Source organism: Nocardia sp. BMG51109, from assembly GCF_000526215.1.
Classification (GTDB): domain Bacteria; phylum Actinomycetota; class Actinomycetes; order Mycobacteriales; family Mycobacteriaceae; genus Nocardia.
In genome coordinates this window covers 5,379,011-5,393,448 of the sequence record NZ_JAFQ01000004.1, presented here as the reverse complement: position 1 = coordinate 5,393,448, position 14,438 = coordinate 5,379,011, and the positions used below count along the sequence as shown (strand labels likewise).

The window sequence follows — 14,438 nt, the reverse complement described above, 5'->3', positions numbered from 1 at the left end:
GCCGGACTTGGCGTTGCAAGGGAGAAGCCCCGAAGTGTCCGACAGCGGGACACAGTGGAGAGCATCGTGTTTTCCGGTGATATCCAGGGAAGTGCGCACGGGTGCGTCGCGGATCGGCGGGCCGACCGGTCATGCGCGCGTAATGCGATGTGCCACAGTCTTGATCACTGTTGCGGAGAACCTATTTCATCCCGGCGGCGCGGAAGAGGCGGTCGTAGATCTCGCGGATCACCTTGTGCTTGCGTCCGTTGTAGTCCATGACGTTGCCGCCGCCGGGAATCGCCGCGCGTTTGGCGTCCTCGTAGAGAACGCGATCGTCCGGGTGGGCACGCAACCAGTCACGGAACATGCGCTGCCGGAGGGTCTCCGGACAGTCCGGGCCGAACACGTGCAGGTTCACGCGAGGGTCGCGGAGTCGAAGGCATCGATGCTCGTGGAACGAGGGCTCTCGGACAGTGAGGAAATAGCCGAGGCGTTCGAGCGCGGGGACATATACGCTCTCCTGTCGCGAGTCGGCGACGGTGAGAGCGATGTCGATGACGTCCTTCGCCGCCAATCCCTCGACCGCGGTGGATCCGACATGTTCGATGTCCAGGACGACATCGCCGAGCACGGACCGGATATCGGCAGCCAGGGTCCGAAATCGGCGCGGCCACTCCGGGTCGTAGGAGACGATCGTGATCGTTTCCGGCGGGGGCGGCCCGTCGACCCACGGATCCTCGGACGGGTCCGGTTCGCGGTGGCGGGTGATCTCCTCGAACGTCGGCATCACACGTAACCTACCGGGGTGACGAGTGTTCGGCATCACCGAACAGCGTGACCAACCTGATCCGGGAGAGGTATGCGAAAGCTTCGGAACCACTGGGCACGTCCGCTGGGAACACTCGGCTACTACTGGTTCCTGACGTTCGAGAAGTCTCCGGCACTGCATTCGCTCGCGGCGGAATGCCAAGCGCTCATCGACTATCCGTACTTCGACCCGACACCACCGGAGGGCTTGCACCTCACGCTGGACAGGATCGGAGCGGGTGACGAGATCACATCCGACCAAATCGGTTCGATCGAAACCTCGGCAAGGAAGGCGTGCGAGTCCTTCTCTCCCTTCGAGATCGGGACCGGGCGCTCGAGCGGCCTGGGCAGCGCGGTGGCGTTCGATGTCTTGCCTGCGGAGCCGATACACGACCTCCGCGACACGCTGCGCTCGGCGGCACTCGCCGGATACCCGGAACTTTCTTTGCGAGAACCGAAACCGTACCCTCCGCACATCACCATCGCCTATGCGAATTCCGATGAGATACCGACCGCGGACAGCGTGACCGCGGTCGACGAGATCAACCGGACCGCGCGAAAGGCGCATATCACCATCGACGAGGTGCTGCTGGTGATACTCGAGCGACGAGAGAGATCGTATGCGTGGCAAGTCTTTTCACGCATTTCCCTATCAGGCGATCCTGAACCATAGGCCACCGCTCGGACAACCGGCGCGGCAGCGGGCGATCGACAGTACCGATGGTCACTCCCTCGGCGGGCACCGCTGTGACCGGGTTTCCACACGCTGTCGGCGACGTTCCGCGGCGATACCGAGGTACCGGGCCGGGAAGAACGGAGCCGGCATTCTCGAGTGCAGACGAATCAGGACCGAGATCACCCACCAGACCAGTCGTATCAACGCTCTGCCCGGGCCGTGTAGCGACCGCTCGATCCGGTTGAGGCGGTGGTACGGAATCAACGCTTCGTTTGCGCGGGTCGTCAGCAGCTGGTCGGACGGGATGCGACCGAAGAAGTAGCGCGGAACCATCCAGTGGGGCTTTCGGAAAACGAGCGCGCAGCCGGTCGCGTGAGACGCGGCCCAGGTCGCCAGGTCCAGTGCCGACTTCCCCGCGCCCACGACGACGACCCGCTGCCCTTCGAACAGCGCAGGATCGGTCGCCTGGCTGGAGTGCAGTAACCGGCCCCCGAACCGGAGCATTCCCTTGATTTCCGGTATCTGCGGCTCGCAGAAAACACCGGCACATACCGCTACGAAATCGAAAATCGATGTGACGCAATCGCTTCCGGTGTGAACGACGACCTCGAATACCGTACCACGACGGGACAGCGGACGACCTCGGCCGCCAGGCGAAGGTGGGGTTCCAGGCCGAAGCGACGCACATAGGAGTCCAGATACTCACGGACCTGCGCCGCGGTGGGAAACATATCGGCCGACCTGCTGTACGGATGGTCGGAGAACGCGTAGGTGTCGCGAGAGTTGTTGGTACGCAGACCCGGATACGTACGCGATTCGGACCACACGCCACCGATCGCAGGTCCCTTCTCGAATATCACGACGTCGAACCCGTCGTCCCGCAAGACCTTCGCCGTCACCAGCCCGGAGATACCGGCTCCGATCACGGCCACACGCACACCAGACATACCAACTACCGTTCGGCTGAAAAGTCTTGCCTTCCAGGACTTTACGTTCGTGAAATTTCACGGACAACCCCCTGTCGCACGCCCGTCCCGGCCACGGCGTCGAGTCCGTAGGCGACAACGACAACGAGGATCGAGAGCTGCCGGTCCAGCGATCTGCGAAACGTCGCCGAACGGATCGCCGTCGAAGGTAGTTCCGGGCGATGCACCGATCTCTCCCTCCATGCATGGGAGATCGGTGTGCCGTGCGGCGGCGTATGAGGCGCTTCAGCCGGGTGCGGCCGGTAACAAGGTGCCGGGCACGCAGGGAGCGATGTCGATCCCCGCGATCAGCCCCCTGTCGATCCGGAAACGAATGAGGGCGAACGGATGTCCGCCCGGGGCGATGACCGCTCCCGGGTGCCCGCCCACGAGAAGTGGGACGGCGGCGGTGATCCGGTCGACGAAGGCTCGGGTTTCCTCGGCGACCTCCGTGGCTCCGCGGACGGTGGTCCGGCCGCCTTGCGGAAGCAGCGCGGGGTCTGCCGTGCGGACGACGCCGGGTGCCATGAGGGAGACCAGCCGGGCGATGTCGCCACCCCGGGCCGCGGCCAGGAAGGCGTCGATGATCTCGAAATGTTCTGCGCTGCGGTCGGGTTCGGCCGGGTCGGCCTCGCGGAGCCGGATCCGCGCGCGACTGGCCAGCTTCTTCGCCGTGGCCGGAGTCGTGTCGAGCACGGCCGCGACCTGGTCGAACGGGACGGCGAACAGGTCGTGCAGGACGAACGCCACCCGCTGTTTCGGCGACAGCTCGCCGAGCAGGACGAGCAGGGCCCGGGACACCTCGTCGCGGCGGAGGAACTCCTCGTCGGCGGCCAGCTGCTCGCCGGGGATGTCCGAGGGCAGCAGCGGAAGTTCGGCGCGTCGTTCGCGGCCGCGAAGGTGGTCGAAACAGATCCGCGCGGTCACCGTGGTGAACAGGCCGTCGGGATTGACCACGGCGGCCGGGTCGGCGGACTGCACCCGCAGCCAGGCGGTCTGGACCGCGTCCTCGGCGTCGTGCTGTGAGCCGACGATCCGGTGGGCCAGCGACAGCAGCCGCGGCCGCGCGGCCTCGAACTTTTCGACGAATCCCACGGCGGTGTCACCTTTCCTGCATGCGCGGCGTCAAGAAGAGCGAGAGCAAGACGAACGCACCCGTAGAGGAGACGACTCCCATGAGCGTACCGATTGTCGGCACCACCCCCGAGCGGGTCCCGGACGTCGACGCGGCCAACCTGTTCGCCGCGATCGAGCGAGCCGCACCGAGGGCGGAATGGGCGGGCGGACAGGCCGCCCCGCGACCGGTCACCGCGCTGAGCAGGTACACCCGATGACAGCGGTACTACTCGTCGCGACCATCTGCTGCATCGTCGCCAACGCCCTCGAGGTAGCCGCGAAGACCGTCCGGGCCCGGATCGTCATGCAGAACTCCGCCGAAGTGGGGGTACCGCCGCAATGGATCCCCTACCTGGCCCTGCTGGAGGGAGCAGGCGTAGCCGGCCTGATACTCGGCCTCCTCGGCGTGCCGCTCCTCGGAGCGGCCGCCGCGGTCGGCCTGACGCTGTTCTTCGTCGGCGCGACCCTGGCCCACGTGCGAGCGCGGGTATTCCACAACATCGCCTTCCCCGCGGCCTTCCTGCTCCTGGCCGTGGCCTCGGTCGGGTACTTCGCGACCGCCTGAGGGCTGCGCCCGGCAGAGCGAACACCGCCCTGCCGGGCGCGACCCGGGTTTCGGCGAGCCGGGGATCATCCCGCGGGCTCGCCGCCGTTCGCGGTACAGGCACCGTGCTCGTCCGGCGGGTCCCCTCCAGGCACGCCGGGCGGCACCGTTGCCCACCGCGACCATCGGAATCACGTCAGGATCGCGTCGAGCATCCCGCACAGCGCCTCGCGGTCGGCGGCCCGGCACCGCAGGCCGATGTACCCGTCGGGGCGCACCAGGCACAGGATGTCCGCGCCGGGGTCGCCGTACAGGTCGTGCACCGCGGTACCGCGGGCGACGATGGCCCCGGCCGGCGCGACCACCGCCATGTCCGGGGGCACGACCACCATGACGCGCACCCGGTGCCCGTAGGGCGCGGCGGCCTCCGCGATCGCGGCCGCGGCCGCCGACCGCGGGTCCCGCTGCAATACCAGCAGGGTGTAGTCGGGGTGGCGCAGCAGTTCGTGCAGAGACAGCGCCGGTGTGACGGCGACATCCGGCGCGCGGTCGCCGGCCGTGAGCCCGCCCGGCGGCACGAGGCCCGGCGGCTGGGGCACGACATCGCGATAGGTATAGGAGAGGCCCGAAATCTGTTCCACGGCTTTGTGATTGAACCCGGGTTCCCGGGCGATCGCGACCCGCTCCGGGATCGGTTCGCCGTGCGCCATCATGACGCGGTGCAGCAGGTGGGTCCCCTCGGCGACCTGCTCGCCGATCGGGCGCCGTTCCCGCTCATAGGAATCCAGCAGCGCCTCGCGAGCACCGCCGTTGACGACGTCCGCGAGCTTCCACCCGAGGTTGAACGCGTCCTGGATACAGGCGTTCATCCCCTGCCCGCCGGCGGGCGAATTGATATGGGCGGCATCGCCGCAGACGAAGATGTGCCCGCGCCGATAGCTCGTACTCATGCGCCGCCAGATGTCGAAGACGGTATTCCATTTCGGCGTGCCGAGGGTGACACTGCCGTGAAAGTAGTCGTCCACGACCCGCTGGAACGCGGCGCGGGCGGCCTCGGTGGTGGCGTTGGTCTCGGTGCCGCGCTCGCCCCGCCTGTCGCTGATCAGTATCCGGTAGCAGCCGCCCGGCAGCTTGGTGATCAGCAGCATCCGATCCTCGTTGATGAGGTAGTGAATGCTGTTGCCGCTCAGCGGAAAACCCTCGAGCGGCACATCCATCATCCGCATCTCCATGCCCGTGTACTCGTCGCCCTGGAAGTCCGAGCCGATCTGCGTGCGCACGGTGCTCCGAAGCCCGTCGCACCCCACCAGCCAGGCCGGGTGCGCGGTCTCCTCCCCCGGGCCGTGCCGCAGGACCGCCGCGATGCGGCCGTCGGCGGCGGTCGTGACGGTGCACAGTTCGGTGTCCCACTCCACGCACACGCCGAGCACGGCGAGCTGCTCGCGCAGGATCTCCTCGGTGGCGTCCTGCTCGATGACGAGGGTGAAGGGGAAACGGCTGCGCAGTTGCGTGAAGTCCAGTCGCGCAACATCTCCGAAGCCCTGGAAGTGGTAGTCCATGGACACGCTGCGGATTCCGCGCTCCAGGAAGCGGTCGGCGAAACCGGCCCGCGCGTACCCCTCCAGCGTGCCGGCATGCAGTGTGAAGGAACGCGACGTCTCGGCGGGTCCGCTGCGCTTGTCGATCACCCGGCACGGCACGCCCCGGCGGCGTAGTTCGATCGCCAGCGTGGTGCCCGTGGGCCCGGCGCCCACGATGAGTACGGAGTCATCCGGAATGGCGGAGCGAGACATGTTTTCCCTCGTATCGGATCGCTGACGACACGACTGTCACATGTCCACGGCGGCAGCGGAATAGAGTGTTCTCGCCGGGTACCTAGAAAGCTGCCTACCTACCCACCGGGTTACGCGAGCCGCCGCCGGAGTTCTGCTTCGACGTCGGGCACGAGGCGGGCCGGTACGTCCTTCTCGATCTCCCGCCGCGACGAGACCCCCAGTTTCGAGAATATCGCCGCGACCTGCGCATCGACCGTACGCTTGGATTTCCCCCGGCGACGGGCGATGTCGCCGTTGGTGTAGCCCGCCGCGACCAGGACGGCGATCTCCAGCTGGACCGCGGACAGCGTGCACCACGACTCGGTGACGATCGGCGTGGTATCCGCGATCGCCTCGCCCAGGGCGAGCCGATGCACCTCGTTGTGTTCCGGGCGCAGCCGCGCCCCGCGCGCCTCCGCGGCCGCGTAGGCGGTGCCGCCCAGCACCCGGCGCGCGGCCGCGACGGCCCGGCGCGACTCGTCGGCGAACGTCCCCATCGCGTCGATGTCGATGCCCAGCCTGGTGCGCAGGGCACGCACGCCCCCGGCGAGCCGGGCGATCTCGGTGGCGAGCGCCCGGTCGCGCTCCCCGCCGCCGCGCCCGATGAGCGCGCCCAGCGCCCAGGTGCGCAACTCCACCGACCACGCCGCGCCCCACTGGTCACGCATCGTCAGCTGATGTGCCAGCGCGTGCCGCAGCACGGCCTCGGCCGCCGCGGGATCGCCGTGTTTGATCAAGGTGATCGCCCAGCTCAGCTCGGCCCACGAGGTCGCCCACAGCGCCCCCGAACCGCGGGCGTGCTCGAGGCAGTACCGGGAGATGTCGTGGGCCTGCCGCGACGATCCGAGCAGACCCGCCGCGATGCCGGCGAACATGCCCGCCATCATCTCCCCGCCGCCGTCGTCGAGGCGCCGGAACTGGTCCCGGGCCCGCACCAGCACGACGATCGCGCGCGGATCGCGCTTGTCCATGAAAAGCTCGGTGCCCCAGGCCAATTCCAGCTGCGGCGGCAGGCCGAAATCGGTCTCCGGGTGGTTGCGCCAGTCGGTGCCGCCGGCCTGCGGAACGCAGGCCGCGACGCAGTCCTCCAGCAGGCGGTTGGCGTCGGCCGACTGGCCGCGGCGCACGGCGAGCCAGGCGATCGCCGAGCGGGCGGCCACCTGCAACTCGGCCGGTTGCGGGGTCTCCGTCGCCGTGGCGTCCAGGCAGCGTTCGGTCCAGCGCCGGATGTCGCGCATCGACCCACGCACGAAGGGCACGCGCAGCGCGATCAATCCGAGGCAGATCTCCAGACCCGACGCCGCCTCGCCGGGCGAGGTGAGCGAGGTCTCGATGGCGGTGACGATGTTGTCCCACGACGCCCTCGCCCAGTCCAGCAGCTCTCGTTCCGCCGGGGAGAACCAGCGTCCGGCGGCATCGCTCACCCGGTCCCGGTAGTAGCGCAGATGCCGGCGGGCCAGGCGGGCCGGTTCGCCGGCGTCGTCGCCCGAGCGCCGGCGCAGCTGTTCGGACGCGAACACCCGTAAGCTTTCCAGCAGGCTGTACCGCACGGTCGACGTGGTGATGTGGACGGTCACCAGCGACTGGTCGACGAGCCCGTCCAGCAGGCGTTGAATCTCGTTGCCGGGCAAGGATATAACCGTGTCGCCGTCGTCCGGGCCGGAACCGCAGACGGCCCGGATCGCCGCCAGGTCGGCCCCCACGTCGGCCACGCCGGCGTTGCCGTCGTCCGGATTCGTGTCGTATCCGGCGGCGAACACCGACAGCCGGTCGAACAGGAGACGCTCCGCGTCGGAACACAATTCGTAGGACCATCGAATGACGTCGGTGACCCGGCGATGGCGCGGGTCGGCCCCCGCGCGCGGCCCGGTCGTCCACTGCATCCGCCGATCGTCCGCGCGGCCACTGAGTTCGGCGCGGATACCGGCCGGCGACCGATGCCGCAGCCGCGCGGCGGCGAGCTGAATGTAGAGCGGGTGGTTGTGCACACGGCGGCAGATGTCGGCGGCGATCGCTTCCTGGTCCGCGCCGGTCACCGGATGGCCGGTGAGTCCGGCGCGCTGCCGGAACAGCGTCAGGGCCTGCTGTTCGGTCAACGGCGGCACGTTCACCAGATGCTCATCGATCCAGCCGATCGGGCCGCGGCTGGTGGCGACCACGGTCAGTCCCGGGATCGCCTCGAGGAGGTCGGTGATGAACCGCACGAGTCCGTCGAGCACGTGTTCGCAGTTGTCGAACACGAGGACGGTGCGCCGGTCGCGGCCCGCCGCCTCCCCGCCGGCCAGCGTATCGACCAGGACCTCCCACCCGGGCCGCTCGGAGAAATCGGCCTCGATCACCGAACGCGCCGTCTCGCGTTCCACCGCGGCGTGGTCCGAGCACGCGGCCAGACGGGCCAGCCGCACCCAGTGGACCCGGACGGCAGTATTGCCGGCACGGAAACGGCGCACGGCCTCGGCCGCCAGCCTGGTCTTCCCGATACCGCCCGGACCGGCCAGCGTGATCAACCGGAACACGCCGCTCAGCAGCAGGTCGTCGATCTGCGCCAGTTCGCGGTCCCGGCCGACGAAGGTGTGGGTCGGCATCGGCAGGTCACCGACCGGCCCGATGCCCGGTTCATACACACCGAGGACTATATAACTCCGAATACGGTGATCACTTTTCGAACGCTCGACCGAGATCCGTTACGCCCCAGTAACATCCGCCACGCCAGTCCAGCGCAACCACTATCTCGAGGCCGTGTGCGGGAACGAATCCGGTTCGGCGGCAATCGATCAGCGTCCGATCCGGATAGAAATCCCGACGCCGCGCGTCGAACACGCACGAGGCCGGGATTCCGTCAGGGCGCCTACCGCCCGAGGCGACTCACTGCACGGTGACGTTCAGCGAGAACTCCTGCGCCGGAGCGGGGTCCCCCGCACGCACCGAGACCAGGGACAGCCGGGTGGTCCCCGGATCGCCACCGGTGAAGGCCCACACCGAGGTGCCCGGCCCGCCGATCGTCAGGCCGCCGCCCGGGTCCTGCCGGAACTGCGGCTCGCCCTCCTGGTGCAGCACGCCCTGATCGATCTCGCTGATCTGCCAGCGATAGCCGGTGGACGGCGTATCGGGCAGCGCGACCACCAGCTCCTGCCCGGACGACAGCGAGGTCGACTGGCCGTTGGCGTCGGTGCCCACCACCATCGGCTCGGACACCGGCTCGGCCATCCGCACAACCGGCAGCGGATCGGCCACCGCCAGCGCACTCGGGCCACCGGCCGCCAGGGCCAGTCCGGACACAACCATCAGCAAAGGTGTACGCACCACAGTCCTTCCATTACGTCGAGGCGCCCACACCTTACAGCCGCGCACCGGCACTCGGCTACGGGCAGCGAAACCCGCCTCCCGCCAACATGTTCCGCTGTCGCGGCGGCCGCTACCGGTCCTTGCGCGCGAGCCCGCCGTACGCCCCGGACAGCTCGGGCCGGTCCCCCACGTCGCCCGGATCGTCGGGCCGCCACAGCGGCAGAGGCACCAGGCCCGGCTCGAGCAGCGTCCAGTCGCCGAAGTACCCGGCGATCTCCTCCCGGGAACGCAGGACGATCTCGGTGGAGGTGCGGCCGGACAGCCTCTGCGCCTCCAGCACCTCGGCGGGCTGGCCGTCCGCGGTGGCATGCGTGACGGCCAGATAGCTGCCGGGCGCCACCGCCTCCCGCAGCCGCGCCACGCAACCGGCCGGATCGGCCGCGTCGGGCACGAAATGCAACACGCCCAGCAGCAACACGGCTACCGGCCCGCCGGATCCCAGCAACCGGGCCACCGCCGGATCGGCGAGGATCCGGTCGGGCTCGGCGACGTCGGCCTCGACGACGGCCACCCGCTCGTCGCCGGCCAGGATCGCCCGGCCGTGCGCGACCGCGACCGGATCGATGTCGACGTAGACCACCCGCGAGCCGGGATCGCGCGCCTGCGCCACCTCGTGCACGTTGCCGACGGTCGGAATGCCCGAACCGAGATCGAGGAACCGGGTGATCCCGGCATCCACCAGATGACGCACGCACCGCCGCAACAGATCCCGGTTCGCCCGCATCACCTCGGCCACGTTCGGGGTGAACGCTTCGATCTGCCGGGCCAGCGCGCGGTCGATCTCGAAATTGTGCATGCCGCCGACGAAGAAGTCGTAGACACGCGAGGCGCTGGGCCGATCCGGATCGATCCCCTCGGGCGCCCAACTCGGTCCGGCCATCGAAACCTCCCTGTGGAACATCGCGCCGCGCACCGGATTCCGGACACCGCCGGTACCGGAAGGCACAGCATCGCAATGGTATTCGAGCGACCACCGACACGTAGGCGGTTCACGCTCGCCGGGCGGCGCGACTAGGATCGCTCTTCATGGCGTGGGAAGGGTCCGACGACGTCTCGCACGCCGGCCTGGCCGAGCGGTGGGCGGCCGCGCTCGACGGCGGGCCGCAGGATCACTTCGTGCCCCTGAGCCCCGCCGAGGTGCGCGAGCTGCTGACCGACCTCGCCGCGGAGCTCGACACCGTCGCCGAGCGCGGCGGCACCGGGCGGGCGGCCGAGGCCGGGGTGCGGCTGGCCCGTGCGCATTTCGTCGGCGACGAGGTGCTCGGCCGCAGCATCGCCGCCCTCAGCACCCACTTCGCCGCGGCCGGCATACCCGCCGACCGGTCCGCGGAGGTGCTCGCCGCCTTCGCCGCCGGCTACCTGCGGGCGTTCCGGGCCTGGCTGCTCAGCGAGCAGGAAAGCCTGCGCAGCGCCGACATCGCCGCCCGGGGCCTGGTCGAGAAGCGCCTGCGCGCCAGCGAGGCGCGACTGCGCGCAGTGTTCTCGCAGGCCGGCATCGGCACTGGGCTGTCCGATATGACGGGCCGGATCATCGAGGTCAACGCCGCGTTCGCCACCATGCTCGGCTACCGGCCGGAGGAGATGACCGAGCTGAACGTCGACGACCTCACCCACCCCGACGACCCGCCGGACACGTGGAAGCTCTACGGCGGCGTGCTGTGCGGCAAGCACGACAACGTGTCGGTCGAGAAGGCCTACCTGCACCGCGACGGCCACACGGTGTGGACCAACATCAACGTCTCGCTGATCCGCGACGAGGGCGGCCGGCCCCAGTACACGCTGGTGCTGGTGGAGGACATCTCCGAGCGGCGCGCGCTGCGCGAGCGGCTGCACCACCGCGCCCACCACGACCCGCTCACCGGCCTGGCCAACCGCACCCGCTTCTTCGACGCCCTCGCCACCGCCTTCGCGGCCCCGGACACGCGCATCGGCCTGTGCTACGTCGACCTCGACCATTTCAAGAACGTCAACGACACCTTCGGGCACGCGGCCGGCGACGAACTGCTGCGGCAGGCCGCCGTCCGGCTGAACTCGTGCCTCGCCCACCCGGACCAGGTCGTGGCCCGCATGGGCGGTGACGAGTTCGTCATCCTGGTGCCGCATTCGGCCGACAACGCCGAACTGACCCGGCTGGCCCGCACCGTGCTCGACGCCTTCGCCGCACCGTTCGACATCCACGGCCACCGGTTCGCCGTCACCGCCAGCATCGGCGTGGCCACCGAACGCGCCGACCACACCACCACCGACGAACTGCTGCAGGCCGCCGACACCACCATGTACTGGGCCAAGGCCGACGGCCGCGGCCGGTACGCGGTATTCGACGCCGATCGGCGCCGCCGCGAGCACACCCGCGCCGAACTGTCCGCGGCGATGCCGGCGGCGCTGGGCCGCGGCGAGTTCTTCCTGGAGTTCCAGCCGATCATGACGCTCACCGACCACACACCGGTGGCCGTGGAGGCGCTGGTGCGCTGGCGCCACCCCGAACTCGGCGTCCTCACCCCGACCAGGTTCGTCGATCTGGCCGAGGACAACGGCCATATCGGCGCCCTGGGCGCGGTGGTGCTGACGGAGGCCTGCCGCGCCGCCCGCGCCTGGTACGACCGCTTCGGCGCGCACACGCCGGTGCTCAGCGTCAATGTCTCGGCGGCGGAGGTGGCCGACCCGAGCTGGCTGGACCGGGTACAGCGGACCATCGACGATACCGGGATCGAACCCGGCCGCCTGCAACTCGAACTGACCGAGCGGGCGTTCATGCACACCACCGGGCGGCCGCTGCAGGCCCTGCGCACCCTCGCCGAGACGGGCGTGCGCATCGCCATCGACGACTTCGGTACGGGCTATTCGAATCTCGCCTATCTGGGCCGGCTGCCGCTGCACGTGGTCAAGCTGGCCGGCCCGTTCATCCACCGCATCCGCACGCCCGGCGTGTCCGGCCGCAGCGATCTGCTCGTCCTGCACACCGTCGTCGACCTCAGCCACGCCCTCGGGCTCAGCGTCACCGCCGAATGCGTCGAAACCAGGCATCAGGCCGAGCGGCTGCTGGAGCTGGGCTGCGATACCGCCCAGGGCTGGTTCTTCCACCACCCGATGCCCGCCGAGCAAATCGCCAAGCTGCTCGCCGACACCGAATTCACCTGACCGCACCGAATTCACCTGACCGGCACCGAATCCGGCCCGCCGCCTTCGAGGTTCGACGACGGGCCGCCGGCGATCCGGGCGGCCGGAGCGGCCGGGTGTGATACACCACGATCCCCCGGTCGCGACCAGCGCGATCGTCCGGATCCGCCGGCAAACCCACCCCCGCCGCCACATCGTGTTGCACACTTATTCACTATGCTCACGATCTACTACGGGTTGTTCCTCCTACTGCTGGAGGGCGAGAAGCTGCTGGAGCACATCCTGCAGCAGTGACATCCCGGCCGGCCACCGTGTGCGCGGCCTCGTACTCACCGCGGAGCACGAGGCCGGGGCCGCGCGGCGCGCGGATCTCCCGGTCCCGCATCGTTTCTCCGAGATTCCCCTCCCGCCTCGAAGATTTCCGCTACGAATCCGGCCGCACACCCTCGCCCGGCACGGCACGGTCGACGGGCGCCGGACCGCCGGTCATCGGCAGCGCGGCCAGTACCACCGGGATCATCGCCGCCGCGGCGAACCAGAACACCGCGTGCAGCCCGTCGAGCCACCCCGTGGTGACCGTGGTGGTGATCGCCGCGAAGGCCGCGATACCCAGGCCGCCGCCCATCTGCCGCGCGGTCATGCTCATGCCGTACCCGGAGGCGAACTTCTCCGGCGGCACGGCGGTCGCCGCGGCCGACGACACCGCCGTCATCAGCAGGCCGATGGCCAGCCCGGACAGCAACCCGACCGGCAGCCACACCGCCAGGAATCGCGGCTGCTCGTGCAACAGCAGCGCGAACAGCACGCCGGACACGCCGAAGAGCACCGCCCCCGCGACGGTGGCGATGCGCTGGATGTCCGGATTCTTGGACCTGCCGACGATGCCGGCGCCGACGGCCGCGGTGAACGCGCCCGGTGAATTCGCCAGTCCCGCTTCCCAGATCGAGTACTTCCAGACCACGATCGTCCACAGCGGACAGGCCAGCAACCACGCGAACATCGCGATGCCGAACAGGAACGACACCGCGCCGGCGGCGGCGAACTTCCGGTCGGCCCACAGGTGTACCTCGAACGTCGGCGCACGATGCCGCATCGAACGCCCGATCCCGGCCGCCAGCAGCACCGCGCCGCCGATCGAGGTCACGAGGAATCCCGCACCGGCCCATCCCCATTCGCCGCCCTGCGTCAGCCCGACGACGATCGCGCCGACACCGAGCGCGATCAGCGCCGCGCCCACCGGATCGGGCCGCACCCGCAGATCGGGCGCGAGTTTCGGCAGCCACGACCGGCCGGCCGCGAGGGCGAACACACCGACCGGGACGTTGATCAGGAACACCGCCCGCCAGTCCCACGCCCACACCAGCAGGCCGCCGAGCGCCGGACCGAACGCCGCGGCCGCCGAGGACACCGCCGCCCAGGCCGCCACCGCCGCCATCCGGCGCTCGGGCGGGTACGCGCCGAGCACCAGTCCGAGCGCGGCGGGAATCATGCCGCCGGCCGCGGCGCCCTGCAAACACCGTGCGGCGATGAGGAATTCGATGCCCGGCGCCGCCGCACACAACGCCGACGCGACGGTGAAGGCCAGCAGCGACCACAGGAAGACGGCCTTGCGGCCGAATACGTCGGCGTAGCGGCCGACCGGGGTCAGCACGGCCGCGAAAAATACGGCGTATCCGGACACCACCCACGACAGCGTGGGCAGCGCCGTGCCGGGGAAGCCGGCGGCGATATCGGAGAACGCCACGTTCACCACGGACATGTCGAGGAAGGCCACGAAGGTGGCCACCGAGGTGAGCAGGAGCACGCGGCGCGGCTCGATCGCCGGACCGCTCGCCGTCGGTACGTGGCCCGCCGGAAACCGCACGGGAATCCGGCCGGCGATGTCGTCGGTCATCGTTCACCCACCGGGGGAATCGTCGAGAAGGGGCACATCGGTCATACCTCTCAATCGCTGGAACCGAACGTTCGTGCGGAAACATTAACGCACGACCGTTCGTTCCGGTCAATGCGAGACGAAGAGTTCCGAGGCCCGAGGCGCGGCAAGCGCCCCGGCGAACCCGCTCGTACCCGAC

13 protein-coding genes are annotated in these 14,438 nt (G+C 69.5%); 4 read left to right on the top strand and 9 right to left on the bottom strand.

The window, feature by feature from the left end; translation table 11 throughout:
- Positions 1-181: 181 nt before the first annotated feature.
- The gene (locus D892_RS0125860) at positions 182-769 is read right to left on the bottom strand and encodes a GrpB family protein (protein WP_024804013.1); all 588 of its coding nucleotides are present in this window, start codon (positions 767-769) and stop codon (positions 182-184) included.
- A 72-nt stretch (positions 770-841) separates the two neighbouring features.
- On the opposite strand from D892_RS0125860, the gene D892_RS0125855 reads away from it, so the two are divergent.
- Complete coding sequence (locus D892_RS0125855; protein WP_024804012.1) at positions 842-1,462, top strand: 2'-5' RNA ligase family protein; 621 nt, start codon at positions 842-844, stop codon at positions 1,460-1,462.
- A 51-nt stretch (positions 1,463-1,513) separates the two neighbouring features.
- On the opposite strand, the gene D892_RS49715 is transcribed toward D892_RS0125855, so the two are convergent.
- The 3 genes from D892_RS49715 to D892_RS0125840 all read right to left on the bottom strand — a co-directional run bounded on the left by D892_RS49715 (position 1,514) and on the right by D892_RS0125840 (position 3,525).
- Positions 1,514-2,035: a SidA/IucD/PvdA family monooxygenase gene (locus tag D892_RS49715; RefSeq protein ID WP_369801835.1), complete on the bottom strand. Its 522-nt coding sequence runs from the start codon at positions 2,033-2,035 to the stop codon at positions 1,514-1,516.
- Entirely contained in the window at positions 2,020-2,412 is a 393-nt protein-coding gene (locus D892_RS43990; RefSeq protein ID WP_084161222.1) for an FAD-dependent oxidoreductase, read from the bottom strand. The genes D892_RS49715 and D892_RS43990 overlap by 16 nt, the downstream gene beginning before the upstream one ends.
- A 264-nt stretch (positions 2,413-2,676) precedes the next feature.
- Positions 2,677-3,525 carry a sigma-70 family RNA polymerase sigma factor gene (locus tag D892_RS0125840; protein WP_024804009.1) on the bottom strand — a complete coding sequence of 283 codons (849 nt, stop codon included), beginning with the start codon at positions 3,523-3,525 and terminating at the stop codon, positions 2,677-2,679.
- Positions 3,526-3,605: 80 nt separating this feature from the next.
- On the opposite strand from D892_RS0125840, the gene D892_RS0125835 reads away from it, so the two are divergent.
- Positions 3,606-3,764 (top strand): hypothetical protein, encoded by a 159-nt coding sequence (locus D892_RS0125835; protein WP_156959678.1) that lies wholly within the window; start codon positions 3,606-3,608, stop codon positions 3,762-3,764.
- Complete coding sequence (locus tag D892_RS0125830; protein ID WP_024804007.1) at positions 3,761-4,111, top strand: DoxX family protein; 351 nt, start codon at positions 3,761-3,763, stop codon at positions 4,109-4,111. The genes D892_RS0125835 and D892_RS0125830 overlap by 4 nt, the downstream gene beginning before the upstream one ends.
- A 170-nt stretch (positions 4,112-4,281) precedes the next feature.
- Here the strand turns inward: D892_RS0125830 and D892_RS0125825 are convergent, their stop codons facing one another.
- From D892_RS0125825 to D892_RS0125810, 4 genes are all read right to left on the bottom strand, one after another.
- Positions 4,282-5,883 (bottom strand): FAD-dependent monooxygenase, encoded by a 1,602-nt coding sequence (locus D892_RS0125825; protein ID WP_036567488.1) that lies wholly within the window; start codon positions 5,881-5,883, stop codon positions 4,282-4,284.
- 110 nt (positions 5,884-5,993) lie between these two features.
- Positions 5,994-8,528, bottom strand: a complete 2,535-nt coding sequence (locus D892_RS0125820) for an AAA family ATPase (RefSeq protein WP_024804005.1) — start codon at positions 8,526-8,528, stop codon at positions 5,994-5,996.
- Between the two features lie 241 nt (positions 8,529-8,769).
- Positions 8,770-9,189 (bottom strand): protease inhibitor I42 family protein, encoded by a 420-nt coding sequence (locus D892_RS43985; protein ID WP_156959677.1) that lies wholly within the window; start codon positions 9,187-9,189, stop codon positions 8,770-8,772.
- 130 nt (positions 9,190-9,319) lie between these two features.
- On the bottom strand, positions 9,320-10,129 hold the full coding sequence (locus D892_RS0125810; RefSeq protein ID WP_024804003.1) for an SAM-dependent methyltransferase: 810 nt from the start codon (positions 10,127-10,129) through the stop codon (positions 9,320-9,322).
- Positions 10,130-10,275: 146 nt separating this feature from the next.
- On the opposite strand from D892_RS0125810, the gene D892_RS0125805 reads away from it, so the two are divergent.
- A complete protein-coding gene (locus tag D892_RS0125805; protein WP_024804002.1) occupies positions 10,276-12,387 on the top strand; it encodes a bifunctional diguanylate cyclase/phosphodiesterase in 2,112 nt (703 codons plus the stop codon).
- 403 nt (positions 12,388-12,790) lie between these two features.
- Here D892_RS0125805 and D892_RS0125800 read toward each other — a convergent pair whose 3' ends face one another.
- The gene (locus D892_RS0125800; RefSeq protein ID WP_024804001.1) at positions 12,791-14,260 is read right to left on the bottom strand and encodes a DHA2 family efflux MFS transporter permease subunit; all 1,470 of its coding nucleotides are present in this window, start codon (positions 14,258-14,260) and stop codon (positions 12,791-12,793) included.
- Between the last annotated feature and the right edge of the window lie 178 nt (positions 14,261-14,438).

Excerpts from the sequence above, each read along its gene's own strand:
- D892_RS0125800 (WP_024804001.1), bottom strand. The coding sequence starts at position 14,260 with ATGACCGACGACATCGCCGGCCGGATTCCCGTGCGGTTTCCGGCGGGC.
- D892_RS43990 (WP_084161222.1), bottom strand. The coding sequence starts at position 2,412 with ATGTCTGGTGTGCGTGTGGCCGTGATCGGAGCCGGTATCTCCGGGCTG.
- D892_RS0125835 (WP_156959678.1), top strand. The coding sequence starts at position 3,606 with ATGAGCGTACCGATTGTCGGCACCACCCCCGAGCGGGTCCCGGACGTC.
- D892_RS0125810 (WP_024804003.1), bottom strand. The coding sequence starts at position 10,129 with ATGGCCGGACCGAGTTGGGCGCCCGAGGGGATCGATCCGGATCGGCCC.
- D892_RS0125805 (WP_024804002.1), top strand. The coding sequence starts at position 10,276 with ATGGCGTGGGAAGGGTCCGACGACGTCTCGCACGCCGGCCTGGCCGAG.
- D892_RS0125825 (WP_036567488.1), bottom strand. The coding sequence starts at position 5,883 with ATGTCTCGCTCCGCCATTCCGGATGACTCCGTACTCATCGTGGGCGCC.
- D892_RS0125855 (WP_024804012.1), top strand. The coding sequence starts at position 842 with ATGCGAAAGCTTCGGAACCACTGGGCACGTCCGCTGGGAACACTCGGC.
- D892_RS43985 (WP_156959677.1), bottom strand. The coding sequence starts at position 9,189 with ATGGTTGTGTCCGGACTGGCCCTGGCGGCCGGTGGCCCGAGTGCGCTG.
- D892_RS0125830 (WP_024804007.1), top strand. The coding sequence starts at position 3,761 with ATGACAGCGGTACTACTCGTCGCGACCATCTGCTGCATCGTCGCCAAC.
- D892_RS0125860 (WP_024804013.1), bottom strand. The coding sequence starts at position 769 with ATGCCGACGTTCGAGGAGATCACCCGCCACCGCGAACCGGACCCGTCC.